This is a genomic window from Longimicrobiales bacterium, from assembly GCA_035764935.1.
Lineage (GTDB): Bacteria > Gemmatimonadota > Gemmatimonadetes > Longimicrobiales > RSA9 > DASTYK01.
This window is the reverse complement of record DASTYK010000133.1, coordinates 1-16,183: the sequence shown is the minus strand read 5'-3', so window position 1 is coordinate 16,183 and position 16,183 is coordinate 1. Positions and strand designations below refer to the sequence as shown.

General features: G+C 66.5%; 11 protein-coding genes and 21 tRNA genes. 5 read left to right on the top strand and 27 right to left on the bottom strand.

Translation table 11 applies throughout. The annotated features are described in order from the left end of the window. Positions 1 to 39: 39 nt before the first annotated feature. The 3 genes from VFU06_10830 to VFU06_10820 all read right to left on the bottom strand — a co-directional run bounded on the left by VFU06_10830 (position 40) and on the right by VFU06_10820 (position 2,860). Entirely contained in the window at positions 40 to 342 is a 303-nt protein-coding gene (locus tag VFU06_10830; protein ID HEU5209878.1) for a hypothetical protein, read from the bottom strand. Continuing rightward, positions 339 to 1,928, bottom strand: coding sequence for an Ig-like domain-containing protein (locus VFU06_10825; GenBank protein HEU5209877.1), 1,590 nt, complete (start codon positions 1,926 to 1,928; stop codon positions 339 to 341). The genes VFU06_10830 and VFU06_10825 overlap by 4 nt, the downstream gene beginning before the upstream one ends. Positions 1,929 to 2,035: 107 nt before the next feature. Next, positions 2,036 to 2,860 carry a mechanosensitive ion channel domain-containing protein gene (locus VFU06_10820; GenBank protein HEU5209876.1) on the bottom strand — a complete coding sequence of 275 codons (825 nt, stop codon included), beginning with the start codon at positions 2,858 to 2,860 and terminating at the stop codon, positions 2,036 to 2,038. A gap of 219 nt (positions 2,861 to 3,079) precedes the next feature. On the opposite strand from VFU06_10820, the gene uvsE reads away from it, so the two are divergent. The 3 genes from uvsE (at position 3,080) to VFU06_10805 (ending at position 5,425) form a co-directional block, all read left to right on the top strand. Then, positions 3,080 to 4,042, top strand: a complete 963-nt coding sequence (uvsE, locus tag VFU06_10815) for a UV DNA damage repair endonuclease UvsE (protein ID HEU5209875.1) — start codon at positions 3,080 to 3,082, stop codon at positions 4,040 to 4,042. A gap of 203 nt (positions 4,043 to 4,245) precedes the next feature. Then, positions 4,246 to 4,614 (top strand): hypothetical protein, encoded by a 369-nt coding sequence (locus VFU06_10810; protein ID HEU5209874.1) that lies wholly within the window; start codon positions 4,246 to 4,248, stop codon positions 4,612 to 4,614. A 91-nt stretch (positions 4,615 to 4,705) separates the two neighbouring features. Continuing rightward, the gene (locus tag VFU06_10805) at positions 4,706 to 5,425 is read left to right on the top strand and encodes a GIY-YIG nuclease family protein (GenBank protein HEU5209873.1); all 720 of its coding nucleotides are present in this window, start codon (positions 4,706 to 4,708) and stop codon (positions 5,423 to 5,425) included. 319 nt (positions 5,426 to 5,744) lie between these two features. Here VFU06_10805 and VFU06_10800 read toward each other — a convergent pair. Beyond that, positions 5,745 to 5,827: transfer RNA gene (locus VFU06_10800), tRNA-Ser, on the bottom strand. A 136-nt stretch (positions 5,828 to 5,963) separates the two neighbouring features. Between VFU06_10800 and trxC the strand changes: the two genes are divergently transcribed. Further along, positions 5,964 to 6,434: a thioredoxin TrxC gene (gene trxC / locus VFU06_10795; protein HEU5209872.1), complete on the top strand. Its 471-nt coding sequence runs from the start codon at positions 5,964 to 5,966 to the stop codon at positions 6,432 to 6,434. 108 nt (positions 6,435 to 6,542) lie between these two features. On the opposite strand, the gene VFU06_10790 is transcribed toward trxC, so the two are convergent. From VFU06_10790 to VFU06_10680, 23 genes are all read right to left on the bottom strand, one after another. Then, positions 6,543 to 6,616: transfer RNA gene (locus VFU06_10790), tRNA-Pro, on the bottom strand. A gap of 42 nt (positions 6,617 to 6,658) precedes the next feature. Beyond that, positions 6,659 to 6,743 (bottom strand) — tRNA-Ser (locus VFU06_10785). Between the two features lie 36 nt (positions 6,744 to 6,779). Further along, positions 6,780 to 6,865, bottom strand: a tRNA-Ser gene (locus tag VFU06_10780). An 11-nt stretch (positions 6,866 to 6,876) separates the two neighbouring features. Beyond that, positions 6,877 to 6,949 (bottom strand) — tRNA-Gln (locus VFU06_10775). A gap of 43 nt (positions 6,950 to 6,992) precedes the next feature. Beyond that, positions 6,993 to 7,065, bottom strand: a tRNA-Gly gene (locus VFU06_10770). 162 nt (positions 7,066 to 7,227) lie between these two features. Next, positions 7,228 to 7,299 (bottom strand) — tRNA-Thr (locus VFU06_10765). A gap of 8 nt (positions 7,300 to 7,307) precedes the next feature. Further along, positions 7,308 to 7,381 (bottom strand) — tRNA-Ala (locus tag VFU06_10760). Between the two features lie 17 nt (positions 7,382 to 7,398). Beyond that, a tRNA-Val gene (locus VFU06_10755) sits at positions 7,399 to 7,472 on the bottom strand. 27 nt (positions 7,473 to 7,499) lie between these two features. Further along, a tRNA-Tyr gene (locus VFU06_10750) sits at positions 7,500 to 7,583 on the bottom strand. Positions 7,584 to 7,624: 41 nt separating this feature from the next. Further along, positions 7,625 to 7,708: transfer RNA gene (locus VFU06_10745), tRNA-Leu, on the bottom strand. A 14-nt stretch (positions 7,709 to 7,722) separates the two neighbouring features. Then, positions 7,723 to 7,806 (bottom strand) — tRNA-Leu (locus VFU06_10740). 25 nt (positions 7,807 to 7,831) lie between these two features. After that, positions 7,832 to 7,904 (bottom strand) — tRNA-Ala (locus VFU06_10735). A 159-nt stretch (positions 7,905 to 8,063) separates the two neighbouring features. Next, positions 8,064 to 8,138, bottom strand: a tRNA-Asp gene (locus VFU06_10730). 30 nt (positions 8,139 to 8,168) lie between these two features. Next, positions 8,169 to 8,241 (bottom strand) — tRNA-Gly (locus VFU06_10725). A gap of 156 nt (positions 8,242 to 8,397) precedes the next feature. Then, positions 8,398 to 8,469, bottom strand: a tRNA-Glu gene (locus VFU06_10720). Positions 8,470 to 8,477: 8 nt separating this feature from the next. Further along, positions 8,478 to 8,553, bottom strand: a tRNA-Thr gene (locus tag VFU06_10715). A 33-nt stretch (positions 8,554 to 8,586) separates the two neighbouring features. Next, positions 8,587 to 8,659 (bottom strand) — tRNA-Glu (locus VFU06_10710). A 26-nt stretch (positions 8,660 to 8,685) separates the two neighbouring features. After that, positions 8,686 to 8,758, bottom strand: a tRNA-Trp gene (locus tag VFU06_10705). 32 nt (positions 8,759 to 8,790) lie between these two features. Then, positions 8,791 to 8,863 (bottom strand) — tRNA-Phe (locus VFU06_10700). Positions 8,864 to 9,083: 220 nt separating this feature from the next. After that, positions 9,084 to 9,157 (bottom strand) — tRNA-Met (locus VFU06_10695). Between the two features lie 197 nt (positions 9,158 to 9,354). After that, positions 9,355 to 9,576, bottom strand: a complete 222-nt coding sequence (locus tag VFU06_10690) for a CsbD family protein (protein HEU5209871.1) — start codon at positions 9,574 to 9,576, stop codon at positions 9,355 to 9,357. 126 nt (positions 9,577 to 9,702) lie between these two features. Further along, on the bottom strand, positions 9,703 to 12,198 hold the full coding sequence (gene leuS, locus VFU06_10685; protein HEU5209870.1) for a leucine--tRNA ligase: 2,496 nt from the start codon (positions 12,196 to 12,198) through the stop codon (positions 9,703 to 9,705). A gap of 80 nt (positions 12,199 to 12,278) precedes the next feature. Then, a complete protein-coding gene (locus tag VFU06_10680; GenBank protein ID HEU5209869.1) occupies positions 12,279 to 13,355 on the bottom strand; it encodes an aminopeptidase in 1,077 nt (358 codons plus the stop codon). A 170-nt stretch (positions 13,356 to 13,525) separates the two neighbouring features. Here VFU06_10680 and VFU06_10675 point away from each other — a divergent pair. After that, on the top strand, positions 13,526 to 16,183 hold a 2,658-nt coding region (locus VFU06_10675), incomplete at its 3' end, for a PAS domain-containing sensor histidine kinase (GenBank protein HEU5209868.1).

Below are 16,183 nucleotides of genomic sequence, written 5' to 3'. Positions count from 1 at the left end.
CACTCGGCGCCGGAAGTGAAGGACGCCAGGCCGCGAACGCTACCCCTCCCGCAATGCGGCGGCGACCTCCTCGAGCTCTGCCGCTGCCACGACCTCCGGCGCCTCCATGCCGAGCCCCTCCAGCAGTCCGCGCAGCCGCCCGATCAGCACGTTCGCGTCCGCAGCCGGATCGATCAGGGGCGCGACCGCCACACACCCGACCGCCGCCGCACACAGGAGGCGCAGCCGCTCGGCGGCGTCTACGGCCAGCACGAGTCGGGCGTGCGGGCCGCGGCCGCAGCGCAGGTACGGCGTCACATCGCCGCCGACCTGGACTGCGGCCTCGATCACCTCGCCGCTCACTGGCGCAGCCGGAACATGTACGAGTCCTCGGCCGCATCCCCGAGCTCGGCCACCATCACCATGTGCCCCGCATTGAATGCCTGGTGCACCTCGAAGACGTGCCCCGGAGTGACGCTCGACGTCATCCCGTATCCGGTCGCACCACCGACCAGGATCGTCCAGGTGCCATGATCCACGTCCTCCCGGTCGACGACGAGCTGGCCGGATTCACCGACGTGAGCCCATCCCTGCACGCGCAGCACCCGTTCGTACTGGCCATCGTCGCTCAGTGTCAGCGACCCGCCGGTCACGTAGAGCGAAACTTCGTGCGACGTGCCGGCGTCATCGGTCCACGTCTGCGTTCCGATCGCAGGCGACATGTGCCACTGACCGTCCCACCAGTCGAAGGTCAGGTCCCAGGTGCTCGGGCTCTCCGGGAAATCAAAGACCGTGATACCGATGGACGCACGCACGTCACCGCTCTGCGCCCACACGCGCGTTGTGCCCGCACTCACGCCGTGCACGGTCCCGCCGGCGTCCACCATGGCGACGTCCTCGTCCTCCACGCTCCACGTGACCGCCGGGCTTGCGATCGGGCCGTTCGCGCCGATGCCGTACAGGTGCTCCGCCAGCGTGATGTCGAGGCCGCTCCAGACGCCGCGCTGCGGCATGCGGAAGACCAGGTAGTACGGCTGCTCGGCGGAGGGGGGTACGGCCGGTACCGTCACCTGCGCAGTGCCCGTGACGTTGCCGGCCGTCGCACGCACCTCCGTGGTGCCGGGCTTCACCGCGCGGAAGCTCGCGAACGCGGAGGCGCCGATCGGGGTCACGACCGCAACGCTGTCCACCGTGACCGACCAGGTGAATGCCACGTCCGGCAGGAGCGTCCCGTCCGCCGCTTTGGCGATCGCCTGCAGCGACGTCTCGTGATTCACCGGCAGGGAAAAGCCACTCGGCTCGATCACGATCGACGCGACCTCCTGCACAGGCGGCAGGTCCTCCATGACGTAGACCATCGCCTCGCCCGTCTCGTCGTCCACCACGGCCTTGAGCACCACCTCACCGGCTGCAACGCCCGTGACCGTCGCCGTGCCGTCCGGGTTGGCGGTCACCGTCGCGGCCGGTCCCGTCGTGGACCATGCGACATCCCGCCCCGTGATCGGCTCGCCCGCAGCCGCCGTCGCATGCGCCTCGACCGTTGCTTCCTCGCCCGGCTGCAGCACCACCGTCGTCGGCAGGATCACGACGTTCGCCACGACCGGCCGCGGTGTGACGTTCACCTCCAGGCGCGCCGTCCTGCCCGCCGCCTCGGCTTCGATCACCGCGGTGCCCGCCGCTACCGCCCGCACGACCGCCGTGCCGCCACTGACCCGCAGGGTGGCGACCGCAGGACTGAGCGTCTGCCAGAGAATCGGCTCAGCCACGACGTCGCCCTCGGCATTGAACGCGACGGCCGTCACTTCGGCCGAATCGCCCGCGACCAGCTCGAGCGCGTCCGTATCCAGCTCCACGCGAGCGACACGGGCCGTGCCGGACGGGTCGTCGTCGCATGCCACCAGCGCTGCTGTCAGCACCACCGCTGCAGCGCGCATCCACAAGGAATTCATTTACAGGCCTCAGTTCGTTGTGTGCACGTTCGTTGGAACGGAGGCAAAGATGATGGTGGGCTATTAACTGACGATTAAATGGTTGCGGGAGGCGGAGATCCGCTCGCTCAGCCGGCGCGCGTCCCGCCCAGCACGTCCAGCATGATCGACTGCTCGATGTGGCTGCGCTCGCCCGATTTCGATGGCACCCGGACCACCAGGTGAACCTCCCCAGCGGCGGGCACCTGGATCGTCACGCGCGGATCCACGGTCGGCACGTCCAGGCCACGCTGCCGGCTGAGCTGCTCCATGTGCCGGCGGACGTCCTCCAGGTACGGCGCGCAGTGCCGCCGAGCCGAGGCGAGGAGAGCCTCGGAGGCACTCTGCCAGTCGTCCTCGCGTTTGAACGGGATGGTGAAGACGTGCAGGATGTAGTCGTGCGTGTAGCTCTCGTTGATCACCGGCTCCGACACGAAGAGGGAGTTCGGGATCACGGCCATCCGCCCTGTCCGCTGGTGCGTCAGCTTGCCGGGGCCCACCTCCAGGATCGTGGTGGCGAGCAGGTTCTGATCGATCACGTCGCCGCGGAAATCCTTGACCTGGATCCGGTCTCCGATCACGAAGGAGCGTGATGCCATCTTCAGGATCGAGCCCGTGACGCACAGGATCAGCTCCTTGGTCGCCACCACGAAGGCAACCGCGATCGCGACGATCGAGATCGCGACGGTGCGCAGCTCCTCCGCCCAGATCATGACCAGGCCGAGCATCAACAGCAGCGCGAGTCCGTTGCGTGTCTGCACCAGCCAGCGTCGCCGCAGGTCCGCAGACTGTACGTGCCTGCGGATGAAGCGCGCGGCGACGGATCGAAGCACGACCACTGCGAGCACGAGCAGTGCGGTGCTCAGGAGCAGGCGGACGGGCAGGGCGGACGTCGTCAGTTCTTCCTGGATCATTTCGGCGATCGGGTCTGATCAAGGCGGTTTGCCGCCCACGCACAGGAGCGAGCACGACGATACAGTCCGATCCTGCCGCCGGCCACCTGGGCCAGCCGACCGACGGCTCCGTTGCAACGATCGGAGCGCTCTCGCCCGCGGAATCATCCCTGCGGTCACCTCGGGATGAGGAAGTCCGCAAAAGGGGTTTCGGGCTCGAGGGAGCTCAGAAGGGAAACGATGGCGCAGGAGGAGCGGCGGCTCGGGTTCGCAGTCAAGGTGCTGGGACGCGGCGGCCTGCCGAGTCACGACACGCGGCGCTGGCAATCGGGGCCGAGCATCGGGGTCTCGATCGAGCGATTGCACCGGATCCTCGACTACCTCCGCCAGGAGGGGATCCGGATGTACCGCATGTCCTCCGACTTCGTACCGTACGCGACGCACCCCGACATGCCGCAGTTCCACCGCCAGATCGAGGCGCACGTGGCCGAGCTGGCTGACGTCGGCCGCCGGGCAGCCGAACTGGATGTCCGGCTGTCGCTGCACCCCTCGCAGTACGTGGTGCTCAACGCCGCCGACGACTCGATTGCGACCAAGGCGATCGCCGACCTCGACTCACAGGCAACGCTGCTCGATGCGATGGAGCAGGGACACGAGGCCGTCGTCGTGCTGCATCTCGGCGGTGTGTACGGCGACAGAAGCACTTCTCTCGAGCGGTTCGTCCGCAACTACGGCCGTCTCACCGAGGCCGCGCGCAGGCGGCTCGTGATCGAGAACGATGAGTCGTGCTACTCACTGCAGGACTGCCTCTGGGTGCACGAGCGTACCGGCCTGCCCGTCGTATTCGATCACCATCATCATCGACTCAATCCCGGCGACCTGCCCATGGGTGCGGCCGTCCGGGCCGCCTTCGCGACGTGGGCCGAGAACCGCACTCCCAAGCTGCACTTCTCCTCACCGAGGCTGGATGGCCGCGAAGTCGGCCGCGGAAAGCAGACGCGCATGCAGGCGCCGCTTCTTCGCCAGCATGCCGATTACGTCGATCCCTGGACGTTCGCGGAATTCCTGCGGGACCTGAAGGACCTGCGCTTCGACGTGATGCTGGAGGCCAAGGCCAAGGACCTCGCCCTGCTCAAGCTGCGAGCGGACCTGGCCATGCTCGGATGCGCGGATGTGCTGGAGCAACCGGCGCCGCGCGACTGAGCGCGTCGACGTGCTGGCTCTTGACTCTATACCATGGTACGGGACCTACCATGAGCGCAGGGCTGCACCACGATGCGCAGCCCTGCCCGTGTGCAGTGCACGGGGGATGATGCACGTCCTTCACCCGGATCACGGTTCAGATGAATTTTCTGCGGAGAAAGCGACGCGCCGGCGAGCAGCAGACGGAATGCCCACAGCCGACTGTGCTTCAGTCAAACGGTCACGCAGGGCAGAGCCTGCCGCACGAGGCGGCCACACGCGCGCTCGTGCCGCTGGATCTCACGGGCGTCGATTTGACCATCAACACCATGCGAATCGCCCAGGCGGTCGAGCCGCTCGGGCATGACCAGTGCCTGCACGTCACAGCGCGCGCCATTTCCTGGCCCGCAATGGCCTATATCGGCTACGTCGGCGGACGCTTTCGCATCGCGCGTCGCGACGCGGACGGCGTCGAGCTCTATGCGTGGAAGCATCTCACGGACGAGCAGGTTCACCGCTACCTGAAGCAGGGACTCCGGTACGACGCGGACGTGTGCCGCCCGGCAGCACCCGCGATCCACTGGTTCGCATAGATGTGACGCGCAGCGAACCGCTTCCGAGCTGCGCGTCGCATCCCTTCGCGACCTCCTGTGACCCGCGCTGCACCCCGGGGGTGCCTGCGACATGAAACACGGAGGACTCAGCGACTTGCCGGGCACGCCGGGCGTCTACCTGTTCCGGGACCGGGGTGGAACGGTGCTCTACGTCGGCAAGGCCAGAAACCTGAGGCGACGCGTATCCAGTTACTTCCGTGACACGCGTGCCCGCAGTCTGCGCATCGACTTACTCGTGCGACGCACGCACACAGTCGAACACATCCCGCTCGGTTCCGAGGACGAGGCACTCCTCGTCGAAGCCGGGCTGATAAAGACCTACACGCCGCGCTTCAACATCCGGCTTCGAGACGACAAGCAGTACCCGCTGCTCCGCGTACGCACCGGGCGGAACGCGTGCGTAAACCTGGTGAGGTGCGCAGAATCGGATGGCGCAGAATACTTCGGGCCCTGTCCGCGGAGCACGGAGCTGCGCCAGGCAATCACAACGGTCCGTCGGCTCTACACGCTCGATCACCACACGTTCGGTCGCGATCAAAGCGTTGATCTGATGCGTCGCCGCACGATCCGCATGAGTCGAGCCCTGGCAGACTCACTGACTGGCAGAGATCTCCGACTCCGGAAGCGGCTGCTCCGCGAAATGCGACGAGCCGCGCGCAGCCACGACTTCGAGCGAGCCGCCCGGCTGCGCAGCGCGCTCGACGTGCTCGGCACACTGGCTCGCTATCCTGCGCACGACGGCGGGCAGGGAGTTCCGTCGCGGGTCGGCGTTGATCGCGTGCGACAGTGACGCGACGGGAGTTCGCAATGTGGCGACGAGGACTCCAGGTGGCGACGAGGACTCCAAAGATGTCGCTCCGCCGGTGACGTACGGCGTGGCCCCCAAGGGCCCACGGGCTCGGAGCCCGAACCGCTGGTCGATGGAGAGACCTATGAGGTCGTTCTCTGGCACACCAGCGAGCAGGGTGCGCGGCTCCTCGCTGTGCATGAGTTCGTCCGGTGAGCGAAGGATTGCAACCGTCGGGGCGAGGTGCAGGCGGGATCTGCCCGGAGCGGACGAGCCATGGGGAAATGAGAATCCCCGGTCACCGAGATGACCGGGGATCGAGCGGAGGCGGAGGGACTCGAACCCCCAAGGGTGTTAACCCGGCTGATTTCGAATCAGCTGCCTTACCAGTTAGACTACGCCTCCTCGGAGCGGTTTGCGCCCCCAATCCAGCACAAAAATATACTGGAAGGGGTACAGACCTTCAAGCGTGCGTCCGGGCAATTCTCTTGCAGCGGCGTCAGGAGCGCGTACTCGCTGGTCGATCGATGAGGTGGCAATCATGAGCACTCCGTCCAGTACCAGGCCTCTTCAACGCATCACGCTGGCCTGCCCGTTCTGCAGCACGTTGAATCGCATCGATGCCGCCCGCGCCCGGGATCGACCGAAGTGCGGGGAGTGTGGAAAGCCCATCCTGCTCGATCGACCGGTCAAGGTGGGCGACAACGACCTCGAACGGGTCGTCAAAGAGTCGGACATCCCGATCGTCGTCGACTTCTATGCCGACTGGTGTGGGCCGTGCAAGGCGATGGCGCCGGTGCTGGATGACGTAGCGAGTCGCTACACGGGCCGGGTGCTGGTCGGCAAGCTCGACACGGACCGCAACCCGACCATGGCGGTGCATTACGCGATCCGGGGAATCCCCACGCTGATCGTCTTCCGCGGCGGTCGCGAGTACCGGCGGCAGGTCGGTGCCGTATCCCGTGCGGACCTGGAACGTCTGCTGGACGAAGCAATCGCCGCGGACATCTGACATCGCGCCTGCGGAGAAGCAGGACGTCGTACAAGAAAAAACGCCCGGCAGAGTGACCTCTGCCGGGCGTTCCGTTTGCCACGGGGAAGGCAAGCCTTCCCACGACAATCGGGGAGACAGGATTTGAACCTGCGACCCCTGCGTCCCGAACGCAGTGCTCTACCGGGCTGAGCTACTCCCCGAACTCCCGCGGCCGAAGCCGCTCCGGTTACCTGCTGCCACAACGGACGGGGTGGGATTCGAACCCACGAGGGCTTGCACCCCACACGATTTCCAATCGTGCTCCTTAAGCCACTCGGACACCCGTCCTCGAACGACGTCCGCGGCCGGGTGGCCGGCGGCCAACGGAGAGGGTGGGATTCGAACCCACGCGCGCCTTTCGGGCGCGACGGTTTAGCAAACCGTTGCCGTAACCACTTGGCTACCTCTCCCGTCCTGCGTATTGCCCCTCCTGGGATCGAACCAGGACTCTCCTGATCCAGAGTCAGGCGTGTTGCCAATTACACCAAGGGGCAGTGTTGTCGGGTCCGGCAGACGACGCAGCGCCGGCGACGCACAAGCGGGAGACGGGGCTCGAACCCGCGACCCTCAGCTTGGGAAGCTGATGCTCTACCAACTGAGCTACTCCCGCGGGATACCATCCATGCTGCGATTCCAACGACCGAAGCCACCAGTACTCGAACAACTCTGCGAAGCCGCCGCAGGCGCGCCCGAAGGAAGCCTTCGTTTCACTGAGCTACTCCCGCGGGATACCATCCATGCTGCGGTTCCAGACCTGCGAAGTCTCGCGCCAAGCCACCGGTCGGATTTGAACCGACGACCGCTCGATTACGAATCGAGTGCTCTACCCCTGAGCTACGGTGGCGGTCGAAATGGAGCTGAGGGGGCTCGAACCCCTGACCTCTGCAGTGCGATTGCAGCGCTCTCCCAGACTGAGCTACAGCCCCATCTACTTTGTGACCCATGGGCGCGACAGGACTCGAACCTGTGACCTCTACGATGTCAACGTAGCGCTCTAACCAACTGAGCTACGCGCCCGCCGCGCGAACGAGCCGCACAGCGACATGGTGGGGGAAGGATTCGAACCTTCGTAGGCCTGAGGCCAACAGATTTACAGTCTGTCCCGTTTAGCCGCTTCGGTACCCCACCGTGACCGGCCGACTCCTGCCGGCACCGGTGCGTCGAACAAATGCCCACGACAGGACTCGAACCTGTACGCCATTTCTGGCACTGGTCCCTCAAACCAGCCTGTCTGCCAATTCCAGCACGTGGGCGTCCAACTGATCCATGCTCGGAAGAGGACTCGAACCTCCACGGGGTTGCCCCCACTAGGTCCTGAACCTAGCGCGTCTACCAATTCCGCCATCCGAGCGAACACGGCCGCCGGGGCCGCACAGTGGAGCTGAGGGGAATCGAACCCCTGACCTCCTGAATGCCATTCAGGCGCTCTCCCAACTGAGCTACAGCCCCGGTCCACCAACTTCGCGGGTCTGTGCACCCGAATTGCCCTGGCTCCCCTCGCGCGGAGCGAAGTCGCCGAAGGCAACTGAGCTACAGCCCCAGCTACCGACCAGTGGAGCGGCCGGCGCCGCTCCGGACCCAACCCGAATTGTCAATCACGATACTCAGCGGGGCTGACGGGACTCGAACCCGCGACCTCGGCAGTGACAGTGCCGCACTCTAACCAAACTGAGCTACAGCCCCCACGCGGCGGATGCCGCTTCCTTCTCTCAGAGCGGGCGACCGGGTTCGAACCGGCGACCTTCACGTTGGCAACGTGACGCTCTACCAACTGAGCTACGCCCGCGCACTCACATCTCTGGTGCGGCCCGGGTGACCGGAGCCACCTGTAACCTCAGTACCCCCGCGAAGTCGCCGAAGGCAACTGAGCTACGCCCGCAACAACAACTTCCATTTCACGACTGGTGACCGGAGCCACCTTCCAGACCACCTCGATCCAGGACGCCCCCACGGGGAATCGAACCCCGGTTCCCAGCTTGAAAGACTGGTGTCCTAACCGTTAGACGATGGGGGCCTGCCGCATGGAGCTCGCGACGGGACTCGAACCCGTGGCCTCTTCCTTACCAAGGAAGTGCTCTACCAACTGAGCTACGCGAGCCGAGTCCTGCGCTGCCCTCAGGCAGCCTCCCAATACCCCCACGGGGAATCGAACCCCGGTTTTCTGGCTGAGAACCAGATGTCCTAGGCCACTAGACGATGGGGGCCTGTTACCAACCGAATCTTTCAAGAGCACGCCCGGCAGGACTCGAACCTGCAACCCCCGGTTTTGGAGACCGGTGCTCTACCAATTGAGCTACGGGCGTCCGGTTCCCGCGTCCGACCGGTTACTGCCGCATGGCCAGGGGCAGAATCGAACTGCCGACACCACGATTTTCAGTCGTGTGCTCTACCAACTGAGCTACCTGGCCGTCTGCCCACCCGAAACTGTCATTCAGCCAGTCGAAGCCACCAGTACTCCGGTTCCATCTGCGAAGTCGCCGAAGGCAACTGAGCTACCTGGCCGTCTGCCCACCCGAACTGTCATTCAGCCAGTCGAAGCCACCAGTACTCCGGTCGGCCTGCGATGTCCTTCCGCGCGCGCGTCGCCACGCTGCGAAAGAAAACCCGCGTCGACGTGCGGCGCGGGTATAGCGGGGGCGGGATTTGAACCCGCGACCTCCGGGTTATGAGCCCGGCGAGCTACCAGACTGCTCCACCCCGCGTCGTTGACAGAACAGAAAGCTAATTCCCGCAGAGGGGGCCGTCAACCCCGCGCGACACCGATTTCTGCTGCCGCCGGACGCGTCGAAACATAGTGAATTCCGCTCTGGAGGGAAGCGTTCTCGCGGGATAAAAATCGACACCGCCGCACGCGCGTGGGGCACATGCGGCGGTGTCGTTGGTTCACGTCGGACGGAGATCAGGGATTGCGGTTCCGGTCGCGGTCAGCAACGTCCTGCTGCGCCTCGCCGAACTTCTTCTTGATCTTGCCCTTCATCTCCTTCGCGCGACCCTTGATGTGCTCGTCGCGATCATCGAGTGCGTCGCCGACACCACCGCGGATCTTGCCCTCGAGTTCCTCTGCCGCGCCCTCGACGCGGTTCTCGGTGCCCTCACGGTGCAGGTCTTTGCGATCGGCCATGTTGCCTCCGGTGCTGCAGTGATGCCGTCCGACCTGTTGCCGGACGCTGGCCGTGAGCAGTGCAACCGCCGTGCCCTGACGCAGCGTGTGACGGAATCTTGCCGCGTGCAGGCGCGTCATACCACGTCAGCTCACCACGATATTCAGCAGCCGGTCCTGCACGTAGATCACCTTGCGCGTGGTGCGGTCCGCCAGGTGACGCGCAACGTTCTCGTCACCGTGCGCAACCGAGAGCGCCTCATCCTCGCCGATGCCGCGAGTGACTCCGATGCGCGCGCGCACCTTGCCGTTGATCTGCACGACGAGCTCGACCTCGTCGCTGGTCGCCTTGTCCGGATCGAACGACGGCCATGACGGCTCCTCGAAGAGCGACGTCGCATGGCCGAGCTCCTGCCACAGCTCCTCGGCCAGGTGCGGCGCGAAGGGTGCGACGAGCGCGACGAGCGGTTCGACCTCCGCGCGATTCGCGGCGCGGCCGCCTTCGCGCACGGCGTTCAGGTATTCCATCATTGCTGCGATCGCCGTGTTGTAGCGCAGGGCACCGATGTCTTCGGTGACCTTGCGAATGGTCGCGTGCAGCTTCTGTTCGATGGACCCGGACGGCTGCTGCTCGCCGAGTGCCGATGCCGGAACGACGGTGTCATACAGTCTGCTCAGGAACCCGTAGGGCCCCTGCAGTCCGAGATCCCGGAAGTCGCCGCCTTCCTGGTACGGGCCGAGGAACATCAGGTACGTGCGGAACGCGTCCGCGCCCCACTCTTCCAGGTAGCGGTCGGGAATGACGACGTTGCCGCGGCTCTTGGACATCTTGGAGCCTTCCTTGATCAGCAGCCCGTGCTTGCGGAACGTCGTGAACGGCTCCTCGAAGGGGATCAGCCCCTTGTCGTGCAGTGCCATCGTGACGAAGCGCGAGTACAGCAGGTGCAGCACCGCGTGCTCTTCGCCCCCGATGTACATGTTCACGGGCAGCCACTTCTCCGTCAGCTTCGCATCGAACGCAACATCATCGCGGTTTGCCGACGGATAGCGCAGGAAATACCACGCACTGTCCAGGAACGTGTCGCTGACGTCCGTCTCCCGGCGCGCCTGTCCGCCGCACTCCGGACACGGTACGCGGTACCAGGATTCATCGCGCGCGAGCGGACTGATGCCGCTCTCGTCGGGCTTGTAGTTCTCGACGTACGGCAGCACGACCGGCAGGTCCTTCTCCGGGACGGGCACCGTGCCGCACGCGTCGCAGTAGATGATCGGGATCGGCGGTCCCCAGTAGCGCTGGCGCGAGATGCACCAGTCGTGCAGGCGGTACTGCACGCGCGCCTCGGCGACCTGTCGCTCCGCGAGCCACGCCGTGACTGCCTGCTTTGCACGCTGGACGTCCATGCCGTCGAAGTCACCGGAGTTCACGAGCACGCCGTCGTCGACGTACGCCTCCTCCAGCGGCACACCCGCGTCGCTCTCGCGCGCAGCGACCACGCGCACGATCGGCAGCTCGAACTTGGTCGCGAACTCGAAGTCGCGCTCGTCGTGGCCGGGCACGGCCATGATCGCACCGGTGCCGTACTCCATCAGCACGTAATCGGCGATCCAGACGGGGATCTCCTTGCCCGTAGCCGGATTGATGCAGTGGCCGCCCGTGAAGACGCCGGTCTTCTCCTTCTCGTCCGCCTTGCGACGGCTGACGAGGTCGAGCGAGCCGGCGTGCGCACGGTATGCTTCGACCTCGGCGCGCTGCGCGTCGCTCGTCAGCCGCTCGACGAGCGGGTGCTCGGGTGCGAGCACCATGAACGTCGCGCCGAAGATCGTGTCGGGCCGGGTCGTGAATACGCTGATGCGGTTCCGGTCCGGCTGCAGCTCCGCCGCGGCATGCCGGTCCTCCGCCACCTTCGCGCGTGCAACCGGGAAGTGGACGAGCGCGCCCTCGCTGCGACCGATCCAGTTCTCCTGGGCCTTCTTCGTCGTTTCCGACCAGTCGATCCAGCTCAGGTTGTCGAGCAGTCGCTGCGCGAACTTCGTGATGCGGAAGAACCACTGCGAGAGCGTACGCGTCTCCACGGGTGTGCCGCAGCGCTCGCACGCGCCGGCGATCACCTGCTCATTGGCGAGCACGGTCTTGCACGACGGGCACCAGTTGACCGGTGCCTCCTTCTTCTCGGCGAGCCCCATCTCGTAGAGCTGCAGGAAGATCCACTGTGTCCAGCGGTAGTATTCCGGCGCCGTCGTGTCGACGGTGTGGTTCCAGTCGTACATCGCACCGATGCGCTGGAGCTGGCGCGTGAAGTTCCGGATGTTGCTCGGAATGAGCTCCATCGGATGCGTGCCCTGCTTGAGCGCGAAGTTCTCCGAGTGGATGCCGAACGCATCGAAGCCGATCGGCTCGAACACGTCCTCGCCGAGCAGGCGCTTCCAGCGCCCGTAGATGTCCGCGCCCGTGAACGCGTACATGTTCCCGACATGGAGCCCTTCGGCGGACGGGTACGGGAACATCATCAGGTTGTAGAACGGCCGCTCGGCCGTGCGCAGTCGCTCGTCGGTCAGCGAGTTGGTGCCGCGCTCGGCCCAGTGTGCCTGCCACTTCTGCTCGATCTCTGCCGGCTGGTAGCCGGTCCGGGCTTCCGTCGTCATGCTGCAGTCGTTCGAGGGACGCGAGTGAATCGGGAAATATAGGCCGTGCGCCAAGGGGGACGCGAGCCGCGGTCCAGCCGCTACGGCACGCCGCCGGGTGCTGCCAGCAGCGCCTCGACCGCCGCGAAGGGATCGTCCTCGCGCGAGCGTGCCGCGTCCTCGATCGCACGCGCCGCCTGTCGCAGGTCCCGGCCATAGTGCTGGTACACGGCCTCGAACAGGTCCAATCGCTGGTAATAGAGTCGCGCCCCGATCAGCACGGCGTTGTTGAGCGGCCGATCGAAATACCCGGCAAACGCGCCGGTCCTGAGCGCAGGTACATGGGTGCGCTGCCACTGCTCCTGCGCCTGCTGGTAGATCGCGCTGCGTCGCACGAGCACCGTGTCGAGCGGCAGCTCCTGCGCGTACAGCGCTTCGAGCCGATCGACGAGCTGCTGGAGGAACGCGCCAAAGCGCATCGTGTCGTGCCAGGCGTCTGTGGCGACCCTGCAGGGTTCGCTGTCCGGCCCCTCCAGGTCGCAGAAGAAGGCGGCGGCCCCGCGGTCACCGACGAATGTCGCGAAGCTCTCGTTGAAGCCCGCCTGGCCGCCGATGTAGATCGTGTTGTGGGTCAGCTCGTGTATGACGGTCTGGGCGAGGTCGATGTCGCCGTAGCGCAGGACGGTATTCAGGACCGGATCATTGAACCAGCCGAGGGTGCTGAACGCCGCACTGGGGCGCACATGGGTGTCGTAGCCCCGCGCGTCCAGCCGACGTGCCTGCTCGTGGGCCTCCTCGAAGTCGAAGTAGCCCTTGTAGGGAACCCGCCCCACGATGGGAAACCACCACGTGTACGGCTCGAAGCGATCCTTGCGTGCCGCCGACAGGACGAGCAGCAGCGTATCGCTGTCGACCCACGAGTACGTGGTGAAGCTGTCCCCGGCATCGAGGTCGAGGACGCGTGCCGCGTAGTTGCGCGCCCGGAGCACGAGCCTGAGCTTGTCGCGGGTCACGTCGCGCGTGTCGGCATCCTGGATCACGTCGCTGATCGGCCGGCGACGGCTCAGGATCCTGGCCTCCTCGTACCCCGCCCGCAGCACGTACACGGGGGAGCATGTGAGCGAGGCAGCCGCGATGGCGGCGACCGCAGCCAGAGAGAAGATGAATCGACGTCGCATGAAGCCAAGATGCCGGTGCGGCGGGCGTGCGAAAAGCCCGCATGGCACCTCGAAGCAGCCTTGTGGGCACACCACGCGTGCGGGGTACGGATCGTGCGCCTGATGGGCCAGATGCGGAACAGCGGACCTTGCGGAGGAGCGTGGGCGGGAGGAACGGCCGGAGTGTGCCTGTGAAGAAGCACTGGACCGTCAGCAAGTATGCCGACCTGATGCCGCTGCTCGCGTTCGCACTGGTCATGACCGGTGTGTTCTTCGTGGACCGGGAACGGAGCGGGCGGGTCGAGCGCGATCAGCAGGCAGTCGAGCAGCGGGCGGCCGCCCGTGCGACGGTGCTCGGCAACGAGCTGGAGAATGCGATCAACGAGCGGCTGGGAGCACTGACGGCCGCCGAGCTGCAGCTCACCTCGGTCGAGGATTCCGTCTCCCAGCAGACGCTGGTCGCGGCACTGGACAGTGTGACCGGCAGAATGACGGGCCTGGTCGGGATCGCGATCATCGACGTGGACCGCCCGGGGCAGCCGGTGCGCGCGAGCGGTACCATGATCGGCTCTCCATTCGGCAACATTGCTGCCGATACCGCGCTCTCCAATCCATACCTGCGAGCGCGTGCGACGCGTCGAACGACGGCCTCCGGCGTCATCGACTTTCCGGTCGGGCGGCGGGTCGTCGTGTTCAGCCCGGTCGTGCGCGGCGATACGGCCGCGGTCCGCAACGTCATCGCCGGCGAGCTGGACCCGACGAGCGTGGCACGGATCGCCGCCAGTGCGGTGGCCGACTCACTGCAGGACGTGTTCTGGAGCCTCAGCGGCCCGAACGACGTCCGTCTCACCTCCAACACCGCGCCGGGCGGCTGGCCCACGGTCTCCAAGCCGGTCCGCGTCGCCGACTCCTTCTGGCGGGTCGACATCGCGTACCGCCCGCCCGAGACGCGCCTGGTCCGGGCCGAACGGGTCGCCGTCTGGGTCGCGGGTACCGCCCTCGCCCTGGCGATTGCGGCGATCCTTTTCTTCCTGCGCCGCACAATCAACCTGCAGCGGGAAGAGCTGGTGCGCCGCGAGGCCGCGGAGGAGGCGGCGCGGCTGGCCGCCGGCGAAGCGCGTCAGCGCGCCAGGGAAGCGCGTGACCTCGCGGTTCAGCTCGAGGCGGCACAGCGGGCCGCGCAGCAGCTCTCCACGTCGCTGGATCCGGAGACGGTGATCGAGTTCCTGCTCGGCGGCGTGGCCGAGATCCTGTCCGCGGACGTCGCCTCGCTCTACACCTTCGAGGACGAGGGGGAGGTGCTGGTCGGACGGCGTCGCATGGTCTTCCGCGACGTGCCCGGGACCACCGATCGCCTTCTGTCCGAGGATATTCGCCAGGTCCGGGCCCCGGTCAACATGATGCCGCCGCACATCGTGGAGGCAGCGTCCACGGGCGAGCCGTACGTGAACGAAGGGCGGAGCCGGGAGCGTCCGCTGCTCGGCGTGACGGGCGGCGCAGAAGCGCCGGTCGCGTCCGTGACGGTGCCGCTGCTGATCGCCGGCCGGGCGGTCGGTGTGGCATCGTGGGAGATTTTCTCCGAGCCCCGCGAGTTCCCGCCGGCGCTGGTGGCCTTCGCGCAGGCGCTCGCAGCGCCGGCGGCCGCCGCGTTGCGGACCGCCGAGCTGTTCTCCTCGCTCGAGGAGGAGCGCGAGCGGGCGCAGCGCGAGGCACTCCGATTTGCCGCGCTGATCGACCAGATGGCGGACGGCGTGATCGTCGTGGACGCGGCGGGCCGGCTGGACCGCACCAACGCCGCGGCGGCGGAGCTGCTCGGTGAGGAGCTGTCGGACAACATCCCGCTGGCGGACTGGCCGACGCGCTTCGGGCTGGTGTCGGCCGACGGCCGCCCCATGGTCGCGTCCGAGCTGCCGTTGACCCGCGCCCTGCGGGGTGAGAGGGTGCGACGTGCCACCTTCATCGTCCGCTCCCCGTGGGGCACCGAGCGCCACCTCTCGATCTCCGCGGGCCCGATCGTCACGCCGGACGGCCAGCCGGCGGGCGCCGCCATGGTCATGCGGGACATCTCCGACGAGCACCAGTACGCGGAGATGCTGCGCCACACGAACCGCGAGCTGCGGCGGCAGGCGGAGATGCTGGAGGAGGTCAACCAGCAGCTGCGCCAGGCGACCAAGGCCAAGGACCAGTTCCTGGCCGTGATGTCGCATGAGCTGCGCACGCCGATCAATGCGATCATGGGGTACTCGGACCTGCTCGATCTCGGGGTCAAGGGCGAGCTGAACGAGGACCAGCGCGCAATGCTCAGCCGCGTGCGCGAAACCTCGAAGCACCTGCTGGGGCTGATCAACGAGGTGCTCGACCTGGCCAAGATCGGTGCGGGCCGGATGGACCTCGTGCTGGTGGAAACGGACCTGGGCGACATCGTCACGCGCGCCAGCGAGCAGGTCGCGCCGCTCGCCACTGCCAAGGGCCTCGAGCTCGAGGTGGAGAACGTCGCGCAGCCGATCACGGTCAAGGCCGACGAGACGCGGCTCACGCAGATCGTCATCAACCTGCTCTCCAACGCAGTCAAGTTCACACCCTCCGGCTCCGTGCGCCTGAGCCTGCGGCTGCACGGCGACACGGCGGAGGTGAGGGTACGCGACAGCGGGCCGGGCATTCCCGACGAGGAGCGTGAGCGCATCTTCGAGGAGTTCTACCAGGTCGAGGGTGGCTTCTCCCGCAGTTCGGGCGGGACGGGGCTCGGCCTCGCAATCGCGCGCCGGTTCGCTCGACTCATGGGCGGTGACATCCGCGTGGAAAGCGAGCTCGGCGTCGGTTCGGAATTCATCGTGCGGCTGCCCGCGGCA

Excerpts from the sequence above, each read along its gene's own strand:
- VFU06_10825 (HEU5209877.1), bottom strand. The coding sequence starts at position 1,928 with ATGAATTCCTTGTGGATGCGCGCTGCAGCGGTGGTGCTGACAGCAGCG.
- VFU06_10820 (HEU5209876.1), bottom strand. The coding sequence starts at position 2,860 with ATGATCCAGGAAGAACTGACGACGTCCGCCCTGCCCGTCCGCCTGCTC.
- uvsE (HEU5209875.1), top strand. The coding sequence starts at position 3,080 with ATGGCGCAGGAGGAGCGGCGGCTCGGGTTCGCAGTCAAGGTGCTGGGA.
- VFU06_10805 (HEU5209873.1), top strand. The coding sequence starts at position 4,706 with ATGAAACACGGAGGACTCAGCGACTTGCCGGGCACGCCGGGCGTCTAC.
- trxC (HEU5209872.1), top strand. The coding sequence starts at position 5,964 with ATGAGCACTCCGTCCAGTACCAGGCCTCTTCAACGCATCACGCTGGCC.
- VFU06_10690 (HEU5209871.1), bottom strand. The coding sequence starts at position 9,576 with ATGGCCGATCGCAAAGACCTGCACCGTGAGGGCACCGAGAACCGCGTC.
- leuS (HEU5209870.1), bottom strand. The coding sequence starts at position 12,198 with ATGACGACGGAAGCCCGGACCGGCTACCAGCCGGCAGAGATCGAGCAG.
- VFU06_10680 (HEU5209869.1), bottom strand. The coding sequence starts at position 13,355 with ATGCGACGTCGATTCATCTTCTCTCTGGCTGCGGTCGCCGCCATCGCG.